A 21,117-nucleotide genomic window follows, 5' to 3' on the forward strand; every position below is an offset into this window, starting at 1 on the left:
GCCGATGCGTCTCTCTGCTGTAAAGATCAGCTCTTCTGCTTGGCGATGATCTTGTCCTTGATCTTGTCGTAGGTCGCCTGCGGCACGATGCTCTTCTGCACCAGCTCGTCCTTGCCCTTGTACGGCCGGCCGGCGATGATTTTGGCGGAATAGGCCTTGCCGACACCCGGCAGCGCGTCGAGCTGATCGGCGGTCGCGGAATTGATGTCGAGCAGTTCGACCTTCGGCGCGGGCGCCATCTTCGACTCCGAGGCCTTCGGCGCGGGAGCCATCTTGCTGTCGGATTTGGCCGCGGGCTGCGCGGTCTGGGCCATCGACGGGGTCGCCGTCAGCATGCCCAGGGCAAGTGCGGTTGCGAGAACGGAAGCGAGCGTGAAATGACGCATAGGGTGTCCCTCCAAGGACGGTTCAAGTAACGCCATCAAGCTAGCTGCGAATTCGTGGCGGCGCCATGGCTGCGAAATGAACGCCAGATAAAAGCGGAAAATTATTTGGATTCTTCGCACTGCGAACCGCGCATGGGTCCGTGCCGCTCCGTCTCAGCGTGCCGATGCCGGCAGCCGGTAAAAAGGATCAAAGACCGTCCACGCCTCCGGAAGCTTCACCTCGACCCCCGACTTGCCGCCCTCCGCGACCAGGAATTTCATCGATGCGTTCATGTCGTCGAGTAGCACGGGGATCGGCCGCAGCGGCTGATCGATCGGAGCCGTGAAGTCGTCCCAATGGATCGGGATCACCCGCCGGGCGCCGCTGGTCGTCACCAACTCCCGCCAATATTCCGCCATGTAGGACAGGGATTGCTTGCCAAGCTGGCCGATGCCGAGAAACACGACATCGGCGCGCCGTCCGGCAAGGGCGCCCGGAACGAATCCGGCGCTGGCGTTGACCAGCAGACGCCGGCCATCATGTTCGATCTGGACGGCGAAGCTGGTGCCCTCAAGATAGGCGTTGGCGCGCACCGGCGGGACCAGCGGCGCTGCGATTTCGCCGCCGGTGAAGGGCGACGGCACGTGCCGGCTTTGCAACAGCGTTACCGTAAAACGGCCGAAGGTCATGATGTCCCCGGGACGGCGGGCCGCGATGTTGGCTTCCGGCAAGCCCCAACCGCGTCCAACATTGGCCGTCGATTCGGAGCCGACCAGCACGGCGCCGGTCTGCGCGGCGACCTCAGGCGCGTCCATCGCGTGGTCATAGTGAGAATGATTGACGATCACCGCGGCGAGCTTGTCGATTCCGGCGCGCTGCAGGCTGTTCTTGATGATCGTCTTGTCGGGCGAAATCTTTTCAAGAAACAACTGTCTGGAATTCGGCCGCGTGAAAAACCCGTCGAGCAGGATTGCGGTGCTGCCGTCGTCAAACAGCAATGTTGACACGCCGAGAAACGTTACCCGCAACGGAGCATTGCGGTTGATATCGGGCGCTGCCGTGAGAGCAACAAATGAGGAGAGATCAGGTCGGTGAGTCAGCCCGTAATAGACATAGGCTGCGGCGCTGGCCAGAACGACCATGATCGCCAGCCCGAATGCAATTACGTATTTCATTTCCCGCGGCTTCCGTAAACAGGCCCGTTCAAGGCCCCGCCTTCAACGCCTTCTCGATCGCGACCTTCAGCACGCTGTCGAGATTGGCCGGCGTCACCGGCCCGACCATCTTGTAGACGATGGTGCCGTCGCGGCCGACCACGAAGGTTTCGGGCACGCCGTAGACACCCCATTCGATCGAGCCGCGGCCGTTGCCGTCGACGCCGACCATGCTGAACGGGTTGCCGTAGCGGCCGAGGAAGCGGCGGGCGTTATCGGGCGAATCCTTGTAGTTGATGCCGACGATCTGCAGCCGCGTGTCCTTGGCCAGGGCGGTCAACAGCGGCGCCTCCTCGTGGCATGGCACGCACCAGGATGCCCAGACGTTGACGACGGAGACCTTGCCCTTGAAGGCGGCGGGATCGAGCCCCGGTACGGGTGCGCCGTTATGGATCAAACCTTCGAGCGCCGGCAGAGACGTTTGCGGCGCCGGGCGGCCGATCAGCGCGGAAGGAATTTTGGAGGGATCTCCGCCATACAGGCGTACCAGGAACAGCCCGGCAATGGCCATGAAGCCGATCAGCGGCAGCGCCACCAGCCAGCGCCGGCGGCGCGCGGGAGCCTCCGATGTTGCGGGCACACTCATCAGATGTCCGTCGCCTGGCGGCCGGAGCGCCGGGTCACGCCGCTGGCCTCGAGCTCGCGCAGGCGCTCCTTCTGGTGGCGATAATCGATGGCGATCCAGACGATGAGAATCAGCACGATCGCCGCCACCAGCGTGTAGGACGTCACGATGTAGGAGGCGTAAGGTCCGAGCGACATCGCGTCACGCCGCCTGCTGGCTGGCTTGCATCATCTGCAAGCTGCGCACGCGCCGGCGCAGGATCTCGTTGCGCATCGCCGCCAGATGCAGTGTGACGAACAGCAGCGTAAATCCGATCGCCATCACCAGCAGCGGAATCAGAAACGCCCGATCGAGCGACGAGCCGCCGATCCGCATCACCGAGGCCGGCTGATGCAGCGTGTTCCACCAGTCGACCGAGAATTTGATGATCGGCAGGTTGAGCGCGCCGACCAGCGTCAGGACGGCGGCGGCCCGCGCCGCCCGCGACGGATCGTCCACCGCGCGCCACAGCGCCATCAGGCCGAGATACATCAGGAACAGGATCAGGACCGAGGTCAGCCGCGCATCCCATTCCCAATAGGTGCCCCACATCGGCCGTCCCCACAGCGAACCCGTGACCAGAGCCAGAAACGTGAATGCCGCGCCGATCGGGGCGGCGGCCTTGGCCGCGACATCGGCCAGCGGATGCCGCCAGACCAGCGTGCCCAGCGCGGCCACGCTCATGACGCCCCACACGAACATCGAAAGCCACGCATTCGGTACGTGGATGAACATGATCTTGACGGTGGCGCCCTGCTGATAGTCATCGGGCGCCGTCGCCGCCTGATAGAAGCCGATCAGCAGCAGGATCGCGGCCGCGCCCGCCAGCCACGGCAGCACGCGCGCCGTCAGCGACAGGAATTTGGTGGGATTGGCGAGATCGATCAGCGTCATGGCATCCTGATAGTCGTCAGCGGCGGGGCAGGCAATGCGGCTCGGTTTGTTTCATATTGCCTTCCGCGAGAGTTGATCGGGGTCAAGTTACTGTCAGTCTTGGCCATGTCAGTCCAGACCGTGGCGCAGGCTTGCCGCGGCCGCGAACGGTCCGACGACGAGGCTGACCAGCGAGAGCGCGCACAGGATCGAAAACGGTGTTCCAAACGACAGCGGCCCTGTTATGGCGGCCTGCGACGCTGCGACACCGAAAATCAGTACCGGGATCGAGAGCGGCAGCACCAGCACCGCCAGCAAGAGGCCGCCGCGGTGCAGTGTCACGGCGAGCGCAGCGCCGATCATGCCCGTAAAGGTCAGCGCCGGTGTTCCCACCAGCAGCGTCAGCGCCACCGCCGCGGTTGCGGTGGCGTCGAGATTGAGCAGCAGCCCCAGCGCAGGGGTCGCCACGATCAGCGGCACGCCCGCGGCAAGCCAGTGAGCCAGCGCTTTTGCGGCGCACGCCAGTTCCAGCGGCGCCCGGCCCATCACGATCAGGTCGAGCGAGCCGTCCTCATGGTCGGCCGTGAACAGACGGTCGAGGGTGAGCAGGCTCGCCAGCAGCGCGCCGAGCCAGAGGATCGCGGGTCCGAGCCGGGTCAGCAGCGCGAGATCCGGCCCGATCGCGAACGGCATCAACACCGTGACGGTGAGGAAAAACAGCACGCCGATCAGCGCCCCGCCGCCGACGCGAAGGGCGATCTTGATGTCGCGGAGAATCAGTGCGGCCAGGGCGCTCATTTCCCACCCCCCATCCGCAGTTCCCTGGCCCCGATCCCGAGCGGAGTGTGGGTCGCAGCGATGATGATGCCGCCGCTTGCGAGGTGGTCGCGCATGACGCCGGTGAACAGGTCCTGTCCGGCGGTATCGAGCGCCGAGGTCGGTTCGTCCAGCAGCCAGACCGGCCGGCGCACCACCAGCAGGCGGGCGATCGACAGCCGCCGCCGCTGGCCGGCCGAGAGATACGCCGCCGGCAGATGCGTGGCATGGCCGAGCCCCACGGCGGAGAGGCATTGGCTGAGGTCGCCGGCCGCGCCGCCCAGAAAATCGCGCCAGAACGCGAGGTTCTCGTGCACGCTCAGCGCCGGCTTCAGCGCATCGCGATGGCCGAGATAGTGGGATTGTTCCGGCAAGGTCAGCTCGGCCTCGCCGCCCTCCAGGCCGACCGATCCACCCGCCGGCACCAGCAGGCCCGCGATCAGGCGCAACAGCGAGGTCTTGCCGGAGCCGTTCGGGCCGAGCACGGCCAGCACCTCGCCGGAAGAGGCTTCGAAGTCGAGGCCGGAGAACACGTCTCGGCCGCCCCGGATACAGTCGATGTGGCGCCCCGAGAGCCGCATTTTGCCTCTTCACAGCCCTCTGAAATTGATGGGTACCGCGTCAGAATTTGTGGGTACCGCATTGCTGCAGCACGCTTGTCGGTGTGGCGGCGCTTCTAGAAAGATTCTATAAGCCCGGAACTTGATGCAGCACACAATCGACGGCTGCAAGCCAAGAGGCCAGCCTCACGCTGACGGTGTTTAAATACCCTTGCCGGGTATAACTAGAATTTGGGATTTCCTGACATGACCTCGCTCGACAGCTTCAAATGCCGCAAGACCCTCAAGGTCGGCAGCAAGACCTACGTTTATTACAGCCTGCCCGCCGCCGAGAAGAACGGTCTGAAGGGAATTTCCAAGCTGCCCTATTCGATGAAGGTGCTCCTGGAAAACCTGCTGCGCAATGAGGACGACCGCACGGTCAAGAAAGAAGACATCGTCGCGGTGTCGAAATGGTTGAGGAAGCGTAAACTCGAGCATGAAGTGGCGTTCCGTCCGGCGCGCGTCCTTATGCAGGATTTCACCGGCGTGCCGGCGGTGGTTGATCTCGCCGCGATGCGTAACGCGATGCAGGCGCTCGGCGGCGATGCCGAGAAGATCAACCCGCTGGTGCCGGTCGATCTCGTCATCGACCACTCGGTGATCGTCAACTTCTTCGGGGACAACAAGGCGTTCGGCAAGAACGTGGTCGAGGAATACAAGCAGAACCAGGAACGCTACGAATTCCTGAAGTGGGGCCAGAAGGCGTTTTCGAACTTCTCCGTGGTGCCGCCCGGCACCGGCATCTGCCACCAGGTCAATCTCGAATATCTCGCGCAGACGGTTTGGACCAAGAAGGAGAAGATGACGGTCGGCAAGAAGACCGGCACCTTCGAAGTCGCCTATCCGGATTCGCTCGTCGGCACCGACTCGCACACGACAATGGTCAACGGCCTCGCCGTGCTCGGCTGGGGCGTCGGCGGCATCGAGGCGGAAGCCTGCATGCTCGGCCAGCCGCTGTCGATGCTGCTGCCCGAAGTGGTCGGCTTCAAGCTCAAGGGCCAGCTCAAGGAAGGCGTCACCGCGACCGACCTCGTGCTGACGGTCACGCAGATGCTGCGCAAGCAGGGCGTGGTCGGCAAGTTCGTCGAGTTCTTCGGCCCCGGCCTCGACTTCCTCTCGGTCGCTGACAAGGCGACCATCGGCAACATGGCGCCGGAATACGGCGCGACCTGCGGCTTCTTCCCGGTCGATGCCGCGACCATTGATTATCTCAAGACCTCGGGCCGCAAGGCGGATCGCGTCGCTCTCGTTTCCGCCTACGCCAAGGCGCAGGGTCTGTTCCGCACCGCGAAATCGGCCGACCCCGTGTTCACGGAAACGCTGACGCTCGATCTCAAGGATGTCGTGCCGTCGATGGCCGGCCCGAAGCGTCCCGAAGGCCGCGTCGCGCTGCCCGCCGTTTCCACCGGCTTCGCCACCGCGCTCGCCGGCGAGTACAAGAAGCCGGAAGGCGGCGAGAACCGCTATTCGGTCGAGGGCCGCAACTTCGATCTCGGCCATGGCGACGTCGTGATCGCCGCGATTACCTCCTGCACCAACACCTCCAACCCGAGCGTCCTGATCGGCGCGGGCCTGCTGGCGCGCAACGCCGCCGCCAAGGGCCTGAAGGCCAAGCCGTGGGTGAAGACTTCGCTCGCGCCCGGAAGCCAGGTGGTCGCGGAATATCTTTCCAATTCCGGACTGCAGACCGATCTCGACAAGGTCGGCTTCAACCTGGTTGGCTTCGGCTGCACCACCTGCATCGGCAACTCGGGCCCGCTGCCGGAGGAGATTTCGAAGTCGATCAACGACAACGGCATCGTCGCCGCGGCCGTGCTGTCGGGCAACCGCAATTTCGAGGGACGCGTCTCGCCGGACGTGCAGGCGAACTACCTGGCATCACCGCCGCTGGTGGTGGCCTATGCGCTGGCAGGCACGGTAACCAAGGATCTCGCGGTCGAGCCGATCGGCACCGGCAAGGACGGCAAGCCGGTGTTCCTGAAGGACATCTGGCCGACCACGAAGGAAATCAACGCCTACATGAAGAAGTTCGTCACCGCGACGATCTTCAAGAAGCGCTATGCCGATGTGTTCAAGGGCGACACCAACTGGCGCAAGATCAAGACGGTCGAGAGCGAGACCTACCGCTGGAACATGAGCTCGACCTATGTGCAGAACCCGCCCTATTTCGAAGGCATGAAGAAGCAGCCCGACCCGATCGCTGACGTGGTCGATGCGCGGATTCTGGCGATGTTCGGCGACAAGATCACGACCGACCACATCTCGCCGGCCGGTTCGATCAAGCTGACTTCGCCGGCCGGAAAATTCCTGAGCGAGCATCAGGTGCGCCCCGCCGACTTCAACCAGTACGGCACGCGGCGCGGCAACCACGAAATCATGATGCGCGGCACCTTCGCCAACATCCGCATCAAGAACTTCATGCTGAAGGGCGCTGACGGCAATATTCCGGAAGGCGGCCTCACCAAGCACTGGCCCGACGGCGAGCAGATGTCGATCTACGACGCGGCGATGAAGTACCAGGCCGAGAGCGTGCCGCTGGTGGTGTTCGCCGGAGCCGAATACGGCAACGGCTCGTCGCGCGACTGGGCCGCCAAGGGTACCCGCCTGCTCGGCGTTCGCGCCGTGATCTGCCAGAGCTTCGAGCGCATCCATCGCTCCAACCTGGTCGGCATGGGCGTGCTGCCGCTCACCTTCGAGGATGGCACGTCATGGACGTCGCTGGGCCTGAAGGGCGACGAGAAGGTGACGATCCGGGGCCTGCAGGGCGACCTGAAGCCGCGTCAGACCCTGACGGCGGAGATCGTCTCCGGCGATGGCGCGCTGCAGCGCGTGCCGCTGCTTTGCCGCATCGATACCCTCGACGAGCTCGAGTACTACCGAAACGGCGGCATTCTGCATTATGTACTGCGCAAACTCGCGGCCTAACGCGGATTTGTGATCAGTGCCTCACTGCGAAGTGAGTAGCGAGCAAGAAGAAGGCGGCCTATGACAAGGCCGCTTTCGCGCGTCTGGGGCACGCATTCAGGATATCAAGTCATGCCCCGTACAAATACGGACAGAAAACGCGACGACCGGTTCGACCTATGACAGCGATGATGGCCTACAACTGCATATCGCGATGGTCCGGTGCGCTTGGCGTCTGCGCAATCATCGCCGTCATCCGCCCGGCTCATGCCGATCCGCGCGCCGTGGTCGAACTGTTTACCTCGCAGGGCTGTTCGTCGTGTCCGCCGGCCGACAGGATCGTCGGCGAACTCGCCAAGGATCCGAACGTCATCGCGCTGAGCATGCCGATCGACTACTGGGACTATCTTGGCTGGAAGGACACGCTGGCGGACTCGCGTTTCAGCGCGCGTCAGAAAGCCTATTCGCATGTGCGCGGCGACCGCAACCTCTATACGCCGCAGATGATCGTCAACGGCTCGGCGCAGGTGATCGGCAGCGATCGCGCCGCCATCGAAGGCGCCATCAAGAACACGAGCAAGGCCGAGGGCGTGATGTCGGTGCCGGTGACGATGACGTTGTCGGGCAAACTGATCAACGTCTCGGTCGAGGCGAGCAAGGTGGCGACGACGGGGCGCGGCGAAGTCTGGCTTTGCTCGGTCTCGCGAGCGGTGCCGATTTCGATCGGGCGCGGCGAGAATCGCGGCCAACAACTCACGTACTACAACGTGGTGCGCAATCTCGTGAAGGTCGGCGACTGGAACGGCGGTGCGGGAAGCTGGACCATTCCGCTGGAAAATATTTCCCGCGACGGCGTCGATGCTGCGGTCGTCTATGTCCAGGATGGCAGTCGCGAAAAGCCTGGCGCGATGCTCGGCGCCGCCTACACCGCGCTGCGATAGTTCTCTTATCGGAATTTTCTTGAATGGATGTTGCTGCAGCAGGCGCGGTTCAAACGCGCCGAAATGCCGCCGTATCCAAGCCCGATCTCCAGGCCTGACCCGCAAACGAAAAAGGACCAACTTTCGTTGGCCCAGTATCGGGATTAACTCCCTCTGCGAACAGGCCCGATCCCGACGGCCCCGGGGGGCTGGGGGCTGAGGAATCCGGAACCGAAAGGACCGGGCCAACGCAGTACTCTCTTGTCGCAACCTAGCGGGGCGGGCGGTTGGCGGAAGTGGGGCAGCAATAAGATTCCGCTAACGATCCCGTGAATCGATATTTCCGGTAATACTGGGTCATCGGCCGGGTTCCCTTTGTATTTGCCCCCCTTGCGGCGTCCTGCGGTTAGCGCGATCATGTAAACCTCGGCATGTTCCCGAAAAGTGGGGACCGGTTTTCGGAACGAGGGCATGCCTGAGATGACAGGAGGCGCTCCATGAGCTCGATATCGGAGGACACCGATCCAAGCGCTAACCGCGCAGTGGCGCGCGCCGCCGCTGCAGTCCCGCCGCCAAATCGGGTCACGTTCAATCGTCTCGAACTCAACCGTATCCTCAATCTGTATGGGCGCATGGTCGCCGATGGCGAGTGGCGCGACTATGCCATCGACTTTCTGAAAGACCGCGCGGTGTTTTCGGTATTCCGCCGCGCCTCCGAAGTTCCGATCTATCGCATCGAGAAAGATCCGCGCCTCGCGCGCAAGCAGGGCATGTACAGCGTGATCTCGGCGACCGGTCTGATCCTGCGCCGCGGCCACGAACTTGAACGCGTGCTGCTGGTGATCGACCGCAAGCTGGCGCTGGTGTAGGCGGGATCCTGTAGCCCGGACGAAGATCCGTAGAGTGGGCAAAGGCGCAATGCGCCGTGCCCACCCATCTACCATCCATACGCTGGTCGTGAACGATGGGCACGCTTCGCTTTGCCCACCCTGCGAAGCTACGACGTCGGCACCGTCGACCCGCCTTCACCGAGCGCGCGCTGCATCATCACGGTGTCGAGCCAGCGGCCGAACTTGAGGCCGACATTGCGATGCGTCCCGATCATCTGGAAGCCGCATTTGGTGTGAACGCCGACCGAGCCGGCATTGGCGGAATCGCCGATCACGGCGATCATCTGCCGGTAGCCCCGCGCCTCGCATTCGGCGATCAGCCGCTGCATCAGTTGCAGGCCAATGCCGCGGCGGTGGGTCGAGGGTTGCAGGTAGACTGAATTCTCCACGGTGAAGCGGTAGGCCGGCCGCGGGCGATAGGGCCCTGCATAGGCATAGCCGATCACGCGGCCTTCGACCGCGGCAACGAAATAGGGAAAGCCGCCATCCATCAGCCCCCTGAACCGCCGCGTCATCTCGGAGAGATCGGGCGGAATCAGCTCGAACGTCGCGGTGCCGTAGCGCACCGCGTGCTCGTAGATTGCGGTGATGGCTGGGAGGTCGGCCTCGGTGGCGGAGCGAATTTCGGGAACGGACATGGAGAGAAAGATATCAGCAGACCAGCAAGGATCAACGCTTTCTGCCATGTCCGGGATGAGCTCCGCCATGACGCCGGCGGCCAAAACAAAAGCCCCGGCCGCGAGGCCGGGGCTTCAGCTCGTACCTGGTCGGTAGCGACTAGTCGCGCTGGCCGAGCAGCTGCAACAGCAGCGTGAACAGGTTGATGAAGTTCAAATAGAGCGACAATGCACCGGTAATCGCCGCTTTTTCCGCAATCTCGCCGCCTTCAGAAGCGTAGCCGTAGATGTAGTCGTTCTTCAGCCGCTGGGTATCCCAGGCGGTGAGGCCCGCGAACACCAGCACGCCGACCACCGAGACGATGAACTGCAGCATCGAGCTTGCCAGGAACAGGTTGACCAGGCTCGCGATGATGACGCCGAACAGGCCCATGATCAGGAACGAGCCCATGCCGGTCATGTCACGCTTGGTGGTGTAACCGTAGAGACTCAGTGCACCGAACGACGCCGCGGTGATGAAGAACACCCGCACGATCGAGGTGTGCGTATACACCAGGAAGATCGACGACAGTGAAATGCCCATCAGCGCCGAGAACACCCAGAACAGCATCTGGGCGGTCGCAGGACGCAGCCGGTTGATGCCGGCCGAGATCGCAAACACCATGGCCAGCGGCGCGAGGATGAACAGCCACTTCAGGGGGCTGACATACATCGCATAGCCGAACTGCGTCAGGTAGGCGTTACCGAACTTGGCGACGGCACCGGCCTGATCGGTGGTCACCGCGGCCATGTAGACGCCGAGCGCCGCGAGGCCGGTGATGGCCAGGCCGATGCTCATGTAGTTGTAGATGCGCAGCATGTAGGCGCGCAGACCGGCATCGACGGCCGCGGCATCAACGCGCCCGGCGGCCCGGCCGAAAGGAGATACGTAGTTACGGTCTAGGTCCGACATGGTCGAATTCCCGTTGGTTGCCCGGCGGAGCGCAAGGGGTTTGCGGCGCCGGTTAGATTTCTATCTCAGATGCTCTGATTTGCTGACATTAATTCCGCGTCATCAAGCCGGCCTCTGATCTTGGCTGGTATGTGGGAAACTAACACATTCGACGCAAGCTTCCATGCGCGGCTGAATGTCGCTTCTGCTGTCATTCCCAAGCAAAAGCAGCGTTAATCCCGCCTTTCCGCCGCACAAATTGTCACAAATTCCGTAACACGCTGGCCGGCTTCTGGTTCAGGGCCAGCAACGTCCCGGCGAGCCCCAGCCCTACCGTGACGACCAGGGCGGCGGCGACCACACCGGCGGCGCTGCCGGCCTGCCAGATGAAACTGAGCGTCATCAGCCGGGTCACGATCAGCCAGGCCGCGATCGAACCCGCGATCACGCCGAAAACCGCCGTGGCGAGGCCGATCATCAGGTATTCCAGTGCGTAGGCGCCGAGCAGGCGCGCCCGGGTCGCGCCCAACGTCTTCAGGATGACAGCGTCATAAACCCGGTGGCGGTGGCCGGCCGCCAGCGCGCCGCCCAGCACCAGGATCGCCGAGATCAGCGTCACGGCGCTGGCGCCGCGGATGGCGAGCACGAGGTTGGTGACGACGGTGCCGATAGTTTCCAGCGCCTCACGGACCCGTACGCTGGTGACCATCGGGAAGGCGTCCGCCACCTGTTTGATGATCCGGGCGTCGCCGGCCGGATCCGGATGGACCTCGGACAAGGTCGCGACATGGCTGTGCGGCGCGCCCCTGAACGCGTTGGGCGAGAACACCAGCACGAAATTGATACCGAGCCCCTGCCAGTCGATGTTGCGCAAATTGCTGATTTTGGCCGGAATGTCGCGGCCGAGCACGTTGACCACGATCTCATCGCCAATTCTGAGCTTAAGGCCGTCGGCGATCTTCTTTTCCATCGAGACCAGCGGCGGCCCCTTATAGTCCGCGCTCCACCATTCGCCCTCGACCACCTTCGAGCCCTTCGGGACTTCGTTGGTGTAGGTCAGGCCGCGGTCACTCTGCAGCACCCATTCGGAATCCTGCGACGACTTGAGCTCGTCGGCCTTGACGCCGCGGGCACCGACGATGCGCCCGCGCAGCATCGGCACGTCCTCTATGGTTGATTCCGGTGCCACTTTCTTGAGGAAGGCGCCGAAGCGGTCGGCATCGGCGGTCGGAATGTCGATGAAGTAGAACGAGGGTGCTTTCTCCGGCAATGCCGCCAGGAATTGCCGGCGCAGATTGCCGTCGATCTGGGTGATCGTGACCAGCACCGCGAGCCCGAGGCCGAGCGACATCACGACCGAGGGCGTCAGCGCGCCCGGCCGGTAGATGTTGGCGATCGCCAGCCGCAGCATCGTGATTCGGGATCGTGGCAGCCGGCGTGCCAGCGCCATCAGCCCGGCCGCGACGCCGCGCAGCAGCGCGAACACCGCCACCGAGGAGACGACGAACACGGCCGCGACCCGCTTGTCATAGGCAAGGCCGATGGCGACCGCGACCAGCAGCGCGATCACCACCGCCATCAGCGCGAGGTAGCTCCAGCGCGGGCGATGCCATTCGGGAGCGACCTCCTCGCGAAACAACGCCGCGACCGGCACGTCGTGTACCCGCCCGAGCGGCCACAGTCCAAAGGCGAGCGCGGTGAGCAGGCCATAGACGAACGACAGCGCCAGCTCATCGAAATGCAGGGCAGGAATCACCGGCAGCGGCAGCAGCTTGCCGAACACGCCGACGATGACGAACGGCAAGGCCGCGCCGGCCGCCAGCCCGATCACTGAGCCGACCGCGGCGAGCAGGATCACCTGCGTCAGGTAGATCGTGAAGACGTCGCGGCCGGTGGCGCCGAGCGCCTTGAACGAGGCGATGACGTCGCGGCGGCGGTCGATGTGGCTCTTGACCGCGTTGGCGACGCCGACGCCGCCGACCAGGAGTGCGGCGAGGCCGACCAGCGTCAGGAACTGGGTGAAGCGGTTGATGGTGCGTTCGAGCTGCGGCGAGGCATTGCTGCTGCTGCGGATCCACCAGCCGGCCTCCGGCAGGGCGCTCCGCGCGCTGTCGATCAACTGGGTCGCTGCGCGATCGTCGGCCGCATTGTCCGGCAGTTTCACGCGGTAGAGCCAGCGCACCAGGCTGCCGGGCTGCAACAATGCGGTGGCGCGCAGGCTCTGCTCGCTGACCAGAACGCGCGGGCCCAGTCCGACATTGCCGGCGAGCTTGTCCGGCTCGGCGCCGACGACGCTGCGGATCTGGTAGCTGGCGTTGCCGATTGTGATGCGGTCGCCGAGCTTGAGATCGAGCCGCGCCAGCAAAATGGAATCGACGGCTGCGCCGAACGCGCCGTCGCGCTCGGCCAGCAGATCCGCCATCGGCATTTTGGGCTCAAGTGTCAATTCCCCGAGCATCGGGTAGTTGCCGTCCACGGCCTTGAGCTCGACCAGCGCCAGCTTGCCGTCGTTGCTGCGGGCCATGACGCGCAGCGCGGCCGCGACCGAAACCTGGCCGCGCGCGCGCAGGAAGGCGATTTCCTCCGGCTTGGCTTCGCGCTGGATCAGGGAGAACGCAACGTCGCCGCCCAGCAACGTGCGGCCCTCGCGCGTCAACCCTTCGCTGAGGCTCGCTGCGACCGAGCCGACGCCGGCAATCGCCATCACGCCGAGCGCGATGCAGGCGATGAAAACATAAAAGCCGCGCAGGCCGCTGCGCAGCTCGCGCAACGCGTAGCGCAGGGCAAGGGACGACGCACGGCTGCGGTAAGGGGGTTCGGAAACGATCGTCATGAATGTCCGTCGATCCGGCCGGAACGCAGCCGCACCACGCGGTCGCAGCGTTGCGCAAGCGAGGTATCGTGCGTCACCAGCACCAAGGTCATGCCGCGCTCGGCATGTTTGGTGAACAGGAGATCGACGATCTGCTTGCCGGTGGTTTCGTCGAGATTGCCGGTCGGCTCGTCCGCGACCAGGATCGCGGGATCGGGCGCGAGCGCCCGGGCCAGCGCCACGCGCTGCTGCTCGCCGCCCGACAATTGCGTCGGATAATGATGCAGGCGATCGCCGAGCCCGACGGACGCCAGCTCCTGCGCCGCGCGCGCTGCCGCGTCGGGATTGCCGGCGAGCTCCAGCGGCACCGCGACGTTTTCCAGCGCCGTCATGGTCGGGATCAGATGAAACGACTGGAACACGATGCCGACCTGGCGGCCGCGGAAGCGCGCCAGCGCGTCCTCGTCGAGGGCATTGAACGGCGTGCCGTTGACCACCACCTCTCCGCTGTCGGGACGCTCCAGCCCCGCCATCACCATCAGCAAGGTCGATTTGCCGGAGCCGGAAGGTCCGATCAGGCCGATCGCCTCCCCCGGTGCCACACGAAGGCTGATATCTTTCAGGATATGAACGCGTGCAGCGCCTGAGCCGAGCGAGAGGTTGACGTTGGAAATGGAAATGGTGTCCGGCCCGAGGCCGGCCAGCGAAGAGGGTTCGATGAGACTGTCCATGGCTCGGTCATATGGCACTTCCGCCGCTCGGGTCGAGGGCTTGAAACGGATGTTTGCGCACATACGCGTGTTGATTATGGCTTTGATGACGGCGGGACCGGTATTTGCCCAAGCCCCGGCCGTGGTGCCGGACAAGCCGGTCAAGATGGTCGTCCTTGGCGATTCCCTGAGCGCCGGCCTTGGCCTGCAGGCCTCGGCGGCGTTCCCGGCTCGTCTTCAAAAGGCCTTGGACGACAAAGGGATAAAGGTCGACATGATCAATGCCGGGGTGTCCGGTGACACCTCTTCCGGCGGCCGCGACCGGCTGGACTGGTCGATCCCGGAAGGAACCGAGGCGGTCATCCTCGAACTTGGCGCCAACGATGCCTTGCGTGGGATCGACCCGGCCGTCACCCGCGCCGCGCTGACCGATATCCTGACGCGGCTGAAGGCGCGCAAGATCGCCGTGCTGGTGTGCGGAATGCTTGCCCCGCCCAATTACGGCAGCGAATATGCCGCCCGCTTCAACGCGATCTATCCGGAGCTTTCCAAATCCTTCGGGGTCCCGCTCTATCCGTTCTTCCTGGAGGGGGTGGCGGCCGAAGCAAAGCTCAACCAGGCCGACGGGCTGCATCCGACCGCGGAGGGCGTTGATGTCATCGTGAAGAATATTCTGCCTATGGTGGAGGCATTTCTCGGCACGATCTCCGGGCAGCGGAGTTGAAAAGGATGCAAACGAATAACGTTACCGACGGTTTTCCCCGTAGCTTTCCGGTCTGCTCGCGCCGCGTGCTTCGCAGGGTCATATAAGTCGGGTAGAAATTAGTGATCGGTGATTCGTCACCGGGTTTGCTGTCAGGCGTGAGCCTCCAAGCTGACGCCTTCGCATCGAGGATTTTGCGATGCCGCGTTTGTTTGCTGGACTGGAAATTCCGGCCGAGATCGGCCAGAGCCTTTCCAATTTGCGTGGCGGCCTTCCTGGCGCACGCTGGATCGATCCCGAAAATTATCACGTCACCCTGCGCTTCATCGGCGATATCGACGGCATGTCGGCGAATGAAATCGCCTCGATGCTGTTTCGGGTCAACCGCAAGCCGTTCGAGGTCAAGGTGCAGGGCTTGCAGAGCTTTGGCGGCAAGAAACCGCGCGCGGTGGTCGCGTCCGTCGAGCCGAGCCGGCCGCTGATCGAGCTGCAGGCCGAGCTTGAGCGGCTGATGCAGCGGCTCGGGCTCGATCCCGAGGGCCGCAAATTCACGCCGCACGTGACGCTGGCGCGGCTGCATGATGCGTCGAGCCAGGACGTTGCCGATTATCTTTCGGTGCGCGGCTACTTTCCGAGCCGGACGTTTATGGCGTCGCGCTTTGTGCTGTTCTCCTCCCGCGCCTCCACCGGCGGCGGCCCCTATGTAGTCGAGGATTCCTACGCGCTGAGTGCGTGAGGCTTGGTGCGCGTCATGTCCACCGCCGTCGTCATCCGCCAACGGGTCGGCGCGTTGCGCCGCCCGATGGCAGGCTCCAGCGGATGATCCCGTATACCAGTGACGCCTGAGACAGAACCGGGGAGCCGGGGCGTACCGGACCCGCTTTCGCGGGTATGACGCGTAGCGCTTGCATACCCCTAGCACCAATTCACGGCTTGCAATTTTTGTTCGCTTGAGGCCGAAAGGGGGCCATGCTGTCGACCGACCCCACCTCGTTCCGCGCACAATATCAGGCGCTGGTTTCCTCCGGCGCAATCGAGGCCGATCCCGCGCAGGCCGACGCCGCCGAGGCGTTTGCCGCGCTCGAGGAGCGGCTGTCGAGCTACAAGCCGTTGCGCAAGCAGAGCCTGCTCGGCCGGCTGTTCGCCGACAAGGACGAGCCGCCGCCGCTCGGGCTCTACGTTCACGGCGACGTCGGCCGCGGCAAGACCATGCTGATGGACCTGTTCTTTCAGCATTCACCGGTCCAGCACAAGCGCCGCGCGCATTTTCACGAATTCATGGCCGAGGTGCATGAGCGGATCTACAGCTATCGCCAGAACATCGCGCGCGGAGAGGTCGCCGACGGCGACGTCATCGCGTTGACGGCGAATGCGATCTTCGACGAGGCGTGGCTGTTGTGTTTCGACGAATTTCACGTCACCGACATCGCCGACGCCATGATCCTGGGTCGGCTGTTCTCAAAACTGTTCGAACTCGGCACCGTCGTGGTGGCGACCTCCAACGTTGCGCCCGAAGACCTCTACAAGGGCGGCCTCAACCGCGCGCTGTTCCTGCCCTTCATCAAGCAGATCGCAGATCACATGGACGTGCTGCTGCTCGACGCGCGCACGGATTTCCGGCTGGAAAAACTCGCCGGCGTGAAGATGTGGCTGACGAACGATCCGGAAGCCGAATTCGTCCTCAACCGCGCCTGGGGCAGGATGACCGGCAACGCGCCGTGCCGGCCGCGCGACATCACGATCAAGGGCCGCAAGCTGCATGTGCCGTGCTCGGCGCACGGCGTGGCGCGGTTTTCCTTTGCCGACATCTGCGAGAAGCCGCTCGCGGCAAGCGACTATCTGCGGCTTGCGCACGACTACCACACCATCCTGATCGACCGCATTCCGGTCATGGATTACCCCGAGCGCAACGCCGCCAAGCGTTTCATCTCGCTGATCGATACGCTTTACGACAACGCTGTGAAGCTGATGGCCTCGGCCGAGGCCGATCCGGTGTCGCTGTATCTGGCGACCGAGGGCAATGAGGCCAACGAGTTCAAGCGGACCTCGTCGCGGCTGATCGAAATGAGCTCGGAATCCTACCTGGCCCTGCCGCATGGCCGGAAGGATTCCGCGGCGAGCGGGTCGAGTACGGGGCTGGTGGAAACCTAATCTCTCCGTCGTCATTGCGAGCGAAGCGAAGCAATCCAGAAATCCCTCCTCGGAGGCAGTCCGGATTGCTTCGTCGCAACGCTCCTCGCAATGACGGTGGGCGAGGTTTCCTGGCATACCTGACCGAAATCGAGGCGGGGCCTTAGAATTGGGCACGCCCCGGCTTGAACCGGTCATTCGAAAGGGATAACCACCCATCCAACTTTCCTATCCACACCCTCATCTTCGTCTCAGAAGGACAAATTTCCCATGGCGCGCGACAAGATTGCTTTGATTGGCTCCGGTCAGATCGGCGGAACGCTGGCTCACCTCATCGGCCTGAAGGAGCTCGGCGACGTCGTGATGTTCGACATCGCCGAGGGTGTGCCGCAGGGCAAGGCGCTCGACATCGCGCAGTCGTCGCCGGTCGACGGTTTCGACGCCCATCTCACCGGCGCCAATTCCTACGACGCGCTCGATGGCGCCAAGGTCTGCATCGTAACCGCCGGCGTGCCGCGCAAGCCCGGCATGAGCCGCGACGATCTGCTCAGCATCAATCTCAAGGTCATGGAGCAGGTCGGCGCCGGCATCAAGAAGTATGCCCCCGACGCCTTCGTCATCTGCATCACCAACCCGCTGGATGCGATGGTGTGGGCGTTGCAGAAGGCCTCCGGCATGCCGCACAAGAAGGTCGTCGGCATGGCCGGCGTGCTCGATTCCGCGCGCTTCCGCTATTTCCTGGCCGACGAATTCAACGTCTCGGTCGAAGACGTCACCGCCTTCGTGCTCGGCGGCCACGGCGATACCATGGTGCCGCTGACCCGCTATTCCACCGTCGCCGGCATTCCGCTGCCTGACCTGGTCAAGATGGGCTGGACCTCGCAGGCGCGCATCGACGAGATCGTCGACCGCACCCGCAATGGCGGCGCCGAGATCGTCAACCTCTTGAAGACCGGTTCCGCGTTCTACGCCCCGGCGGCTTCCGCGATCGCGATGGCGGAGAGCTACCTGAAGGACAAGAAGCGCGTGCTGCCCTGTGCCGCCTATCTCAACGGCGAATACAGCGTGAAGGACATGTATGTCGGCGTTCCCGTCGTCATCGGCTCGAAGGGCGTCGAGCGCATCGTCGAGATCGAACTGGCCGGCAAGGACCGCGAAGCCTTCGACAAGTCGGTCGGCGCCGTTCAGGGCTTGGTCGACGCCTGCAAGAAGATCGCGCCCGATCTGCTCGGACGTTGATTTTGCTCGGCTTTCGCTCCTGCGCGGGGGCGAAAGCGTTTTCAGGGTTGCAGTTCTATTGGTATATGGTATGCCAACTACCAATGCCGGTGAACTGTAGAACTCGCCGCTAAGGGTTTTGGGGAGCGTCCAGATGAATATCCATGAATACCAGGCCAAGGCTCTGCTGCGCGAGTTCGGCGTGCCGGTGTCGCGCGGGGTCGCGATCATCAAACTATCCGACGCGGACACTGCCGCCGAAGAGCTCGGCGGTCCGATATGGGTGGTGAAGAGCCAGATTCATGCCGGCGGCCGTGGCAAGGGCAAGTTCAAGGAGGCTAGCGCCGGCGACAAGGGCGGCGTTCGCATCGCCAAATCAGCCGCCGAGTTGAATGCATTCGTCAAGCAGATGTTCGGCGCGACCCTCGTTACCGAGCAGACCGGACCCGCCGGCAAGCAGGTGAACCGTCTTTACATCGAGGAAGGCTCCGACATCGACAAGGAGTTCTATCTCTCCATTCTGGTTGACCGCGAAACCTCCAAAGTATCGTTTGTGGTTTCGACCGAGGGTGGCGTCAATATCGAGGAGGTCGCGCACAAGACGCCGGAGAAGATCGTCTCCTTTTCCGTCGATCCGGCAACCGGCGCCATGGGTCATCACGGCCGCACGGTCGCGAAAGCCCTGAATCTGACTGGCGGTCTCGCCAAGCAGGCGGAAAAACTGGTGGCGCAGCTCTACTCCGCCTTTGTCGCCAAGGACATGGCGATGCTGGAAATCAATCCGCTGGTCATCACCAAGCAGGGCGAGCTGCGCGTCCTCGACGCCAAGGTGTCGTTTGATGACAACGCCCTCTACCGCCATCCCGACGTCGTCGCGCTGCGCGATGAAACCGAGGAGGATGGCAAGGAAATCGAGGCGTCAAGATTCGATCTCAATTACATCGCCCTCGACGGCACGATCGGCTGCATGGTCAACGGCGCCGGTCTCGCCATGGCGACCATGGACATCATCAAGCTCTATGGCATGGCGCCGGCCAACTTCCTCGATGTCGGCGGCGGCGCCGACAAGACCAAGGTCACGGCGGCGTTCAAGATCATCACCGCCGATCCCAACGTGAAGGGCATCCTGGTGAATATCTTCGGCGGCATCATGAGGTGTGACATCATCGCCGAAGGCGTGGTCGCCGCGGTCAAGGACGTCGGCCTGAAAGTGCCGCTGGTGGTGCGGCTGGAAGGGACCAATGTCGAAGCCGGCAAGAAGATCATCGAGGATTCCGGCTTCAATGTGCTAACCGCCGATCACCTCGACGATGCCGCGCAGAAAATCGTGAAAGCCGTCAAGGGAGGCTAGCGATGGCTGACCATCTCGCCGCACCGATGCCGCTGGAAGAACACCGCAAGCTTGAGGTGTTTGCCGGCGAATGGGCAGGTGAGGAAATGGTCTATCCGTCGCGCTGGACCGCGGGCGGTCCTGCGACCTCGCATGTGGCGGCGCGGATGGATCTCAACGGCTTCTATTTGATCCAGGACACCCGCCAGATGCGCGACGGCAAGGAAACCTTCGCCACCCACGGCGTGTTCACCTACGACCGCGACGACCGGCACTACAAATTGTTCTGGCACGATTCGCTCGGCTACTATTCGCCGGCGCCGGCCTCCGGCGGCTGGAGCGGCAAGTCGCTGATCCTCGTGCGCGGCTCGCTGCGCGGCAACGCGCGCCATGTCTATGAAGTCGTCGACAACGACAACTACACCTTGAAAATCCAGTTCTCGCCCGATGCCGAAGGATGGGCCGATGTGCTCACCGGCGTCTACCGGCGGATTCACTAAACCCATCGTTCCCGGTCACCTAGGAAAGCGTCCTCAATCATGTCCGTTCTGATCGACAAGAATACCAAAGTCATCTGCCAGGGTTTTACGGGCAAGAACGGCACGTTCCATTCGGAAGCCGCGATCGCTTACGGCACCAAGATGGTCGGCGGCACCTCGCCGGGCAAAGGCGGCTCGACGCATCTCAACCTGCCCGTCTTCGACACCGTCGCCGAAGCGCGTGAGAAGACCGGTGCTGACGCCTCCGTGATCTATGTCCCGCCGCCGGGCGCGGCGGATGCGATCTGCGAGGCGATCGATGCGGAAATCCCGCTGATCGTCTGTATCACCGAGGGCATTCCGGTGCTCGACATGGTGCGCGTGAAGCGCTCGCTGTCGGGATCGAAATCGCGCCTGATCGGGCCGAACTGCCCGGGCGTGATGACGGCGGGCGAGTGCAAGATCGGCATCATGCCGGCCAACATCTTCAAGCCCGGCAGTGTCGGTATCGTCTCCCGCTCCGGCACGCTGACCTATGAAGCCGTGTTCCAGACCAGCCAGGAGGGCCTCGGCCAGACCACGGCGGTCGGCATCGGCGGCGACCCCGTCAAGGGCACCGAGTTCATCGACGTGCTGGAAATGTTCCTGGCCGACCCGAAGACCACCTCGATCATCATGATCGGTGAAATCGGCGGCTCGGCCGAGGAAGACGCAGCCCAGTTCATCAAGGATGAGGCCAAGCGGGGCCGCAAGAAGCCGATGGTTGGCTTCATCGCCGGCGTTACCGCCCCTCCCGGCCGCCGCATGGGCCATGCCGGCGCGATCATCTCCGGCGGCAAGGGCGACGCCGGATCCAAGACGGCGGCCATGGAAGCGGCCGGAATTACGGTCTCTCCGTCGCCCGCGCGGCTCGGACATACCCTTGCCGAAAAGTTGAAGTCTTAATTCAGTCCTTGGTTCTTTTAGGCGCGAATATCCGTCTTAAATAGGGTAAAGGT

Annotated in this window: 21 protein-coding genes; 10 read left to right on the forward strand and 11 right to left on the reverse strand. The window is 63.5% G+C overall.

Annotation, left to right across the window (positions count from 1 at the left end):
• Positions 1 to 26: 26 nt before the first annotated feature.
• From JQ624_RS03380 to ccmA, 7 genes are all read right to left on the reverse strand, one after another.
• On the reverse strand, positions 27 to 386 hold the full coding sequence (locus tag JQ624_RS03380; RefSeq protein ID WP_212417389.1) for a helix-hairpin-helix domain-containing protein: 360 nt from the start codon (positions 384 to 386) through the stop codon (positions 27 to 29).
• Between the two features lie 153 nt (positions 387 to 539).
• On the reverse strand, positions 540 to 1,541 hold the full coding sequence (locus JQ624_RS03385; protein WP_212417390.1) for an MBL fold metallo-hydrolase: 1,002 nt from the start codon (positions 1,539 to 1,541) through the stop codon (positions 540 to 542).
• Positions 1,542 to 1,569: 28 nt separating this feature from the next.
• Complete coding sequence (locus tag JQ624_RS03390) at positions 1,570 to 2,166, reverse strand: DsbE family thiol:disulfide interchange protein (RefSeq protein WP_212417391.1); 597 nt, start codon at positions 2,164 to 2,166, stop codon at positions 1,570 to 1,572.
• On the reverse strand, positions 2,166 to 2,342 hold the full coding sequence (gene ccmD / locus JQ624_RS03395) for a heme exporter protein CcmD (RefSeq protein WP_212417392.1): 177 nt from the start codon (positions 2,340 to 2,342) through the stop codon (positions 2,166 to 2,168). The genes JQ624_RS03390 and ccmD overlap by 1 nt, the downstream gene beginning before the upstream one ends.
• A gap of 4 nt (positions 2,343 to 2,346) precedes the next feature.
• Complete coding sequence (locus JQ624_RS03400; protein WP_212417393.1) at positions 2,347 to 3,078, reverse strand: heme ABC transporter permease; 732 nt, start codon at positions 3,076 to 3,078, stop codon at positions 2,347 to 2,349.
• Between the two features lie 108 nt (positions 3,079 to 3,186).
• Entirely contained in the window at positions 3,187 to 3,855 is a 669-nt protein-coding gene (gene ccmB / locus JQ624_RS03405; protein WP_212417394.1) for a heme exporter protein CcmB, read from the reverse strand.
• Positions 3,852 to 4,454: a heme ABC exporter ATP-binding protein CcmA gene (ccmA, locus tag JQ624_RS03410; protein ID WP_212417395.1), complete on the reverse strand. Its 603-nt coding sequence runs from the start codon at positions 4,452 to 4,454 to the stop codon at positions 3,852 to 3,854. The genes ccmB and ccmA overlap by 4 nt, the downstream gene beginning before the upstream one ends.
• Positions 4,455 to 4,679: 225 nt before the next feature.
• On the opposite strand from ccmA, the gene acnA reads away from it, so the two are divergent.
• The 3 genes from acnA (at position 4,680) to JQ624_RS03425 (ending at position 9,168) form a co-directional block, all read left to right on the forward strand.
• A complete protein-coding gene (gene acnA / locus JQ624_RS03415; RefSeq protein WP_212417396.1) occupies positions 4,680 to 7,400 on the forward strand; it encodes an aconitate hydratase AcnA in 2,721 nt (906 codons plus the stop codon).
• Positions 7,401 to 7,558: 158 nt separating this feature from the next.
• Positions 7,559 to 8,320: a thioredoxin family protein gene (locus JQ624_RS03420; protein WP_212417397.1), complete on the forward strand. Its 762-nt coding sequence runs from the start codon at positions 7,559 to 7,561 to the stop codon at positions 8,318 to 8,320.
• 476 nt (positions 8,321 to 8,796) lie between these two features.
• Entirely contained in the window at positions 8,797 to 9,168 is a 372-nt protein-coding gene (locus JQ624_RS03425; RefSeq protein WP_212417398.1) for a DUF2794 domain-containing protein, read from the forward strand.
• 128 nt (positions 9,169 to 9,296) lie between these two features.
• Here JQ624_RS03425 and JQ624_RS03430 read toward each other — a convergent pair whose 3' ends face one another.
• The 4 genes from JQ624_RS03430 to JQ624_RS03445 form a co-directional block, all read right to left on the reverse strand.
• Positions 9,297 to 9,827: a GNAT family N-acetyltransferase gene (locus JQ624_RS03430; RefSeq protein ID WP_212417399.1), complete on the reverse strand. Its 531-nt coding sequence runs from the start codon at positions 9,825 to 9,827 to the stop codon at positions 9,297 to 9,299.
• Positions 9,828 to 9,966: 139 nt separating this feature from the next.
• Positions 9,967 to 10,758 carry a Bax inhibitor-1/YccA family protein gene (locus JQ624_RS03435; RefSeq protein ID WP_212417400.1) on the reverse strand — a complete coding sequence of 264 codons (792 nt, stop codon included), beginning with the start codon at positions 10,756 to 10,758 and terminating at the stop codon, positions 9,967 to 9,969.
• Positions 10,759 to 10,999: 241 nt separating this feature from the next.
• Positions 11,000 to 13,570, reverse strand: coding sequence for an ABC transporter permease (locus JQ624_RS03440; RefSeq protein WP_212417401.1), 2,571 nt, complete (start codon positions 13,568 to 13,570; stop codon positions 11,000 to 11,002).
• Positions 13,567 to 14,280, reverse strand: a complete 714-nt coding sequence (locus JQ624_RS03445; protein ID WP_212417402.1) for an ABC transporter ATP-binding protein — start codon at positions 14,278 to 14,280, stop codon at positions 13,567 to 13,569. Before JQ624_RS03445 ends, JQ624_RS03440 begins: the two co-directional genes overlap by 4 nt.
• Between JQ624_RS03445 and JQ624_RS03450 the strand changes: the two genes are divergently transcribed.
• From JQ624_RS03450 to sucD, 7 genes are all read left to right on the forward strand, one after another.
• Positions 14,279 to 14,983, forward strand: coding sequence for an arylesterase (locus JQ624_RS03450; protein WP_212417466.1), 705 nt, complete (start codon positions 14,279 to 14,281; stop codon positions 14,981 to 14,983). The two genes, JQ624_RS03445 and JQ624_RS03450, sit on opposite strands and share 2 nt — an antisense overlap.
• Positions 14,984 to 15,161: 178 nt before the next feature.
• The gene (gene thpR, locus JQ624_RS03455; protein ID WP_212417403.1) at positions 15,162 to 15,698 is read left to right on the forward strand and encodes an RNA 2',3'-cyclic phosphodiesterase; all 537 of its coding nucleotides are present in this window, start codon (positions 15,162 to 15,164) and stop codon (positions 15,696 to 15,698) included.
• A gap of 233 nt (positions 15,699 to 15,931) precedes the next feature.
• On the forward strand, positions 15,932 to 17,113 hold the full coding sequence (zapE, locus tag JQ624_RS03460) for a cell division protein ZapE (RefSeq protein ID WP_212417404.1): 1,182 nt from the start codon (positions 15,932 to 15,934) through the stop codon (positions 17,111 to 17,113).
• A gap of 249 nt (positions 17,114 to 17,362) precedes the next feature.
• Entirely contained in the window at positions 17,363 to 18,331 is a 969-nt protein-coding gene (gene mdh / locus JQ624_RS03465; RefSeq protein ID WP_212417405.1) for a malate dehydrogenase, read from the forward strand.
• Between the two features lie 133 nt (positions 18,332 to 18,464).
• A complete protein-coding gene (gene sucC, locus JQ624_RS03470; protein ID WP_212417406.1) occupies positions 18,465 to 19,661 on the forward strand; it encodes an ADP-forming succinate--CoA ligase subunit beta in 1,197 nt (398 codons plus the stop codon).
• A gap of 2 nt (positions 19,662 to 19,663) precedes the next feature.
• On the forward strand, positions 19,664 to 20,140 hold the full coding sequence (locus tag JQ624_RS03475; protein WP_212417407.1) for a DUF1579 family protein: 477 nt from the start codon (positions 19,664 to 19,666) through the stop codon (positions 20,138 to 20,140).
• A gap of 39 nt (positions 20,141 to 20,179) precedes the next feature.
• Complete coding sequence (sucD, locus tag JQ624_RS03480) at positions 20,180 to 21,064, forward strand: succinate--CoA ligase subunit alpha (protein WP_212417408.1); 885 nt, start codon at positions 20,180 to 20,182, stop codon at positions 21,062 to 21,064.
• Positions 21,065 to 21,117 lie beyond the last annotated feature (53 nt).

It is taken from the genome of Bradyrhizobium sp. AUGA SZCCT0283, assembly GCF_018130385.1.
Classification (GTDB): domain Bacteria; phylum Pseudomonadota; class Alphaproteobacteria; order Rhizobiales; family Xanthobacteraceae; genus Bradyrhizobium.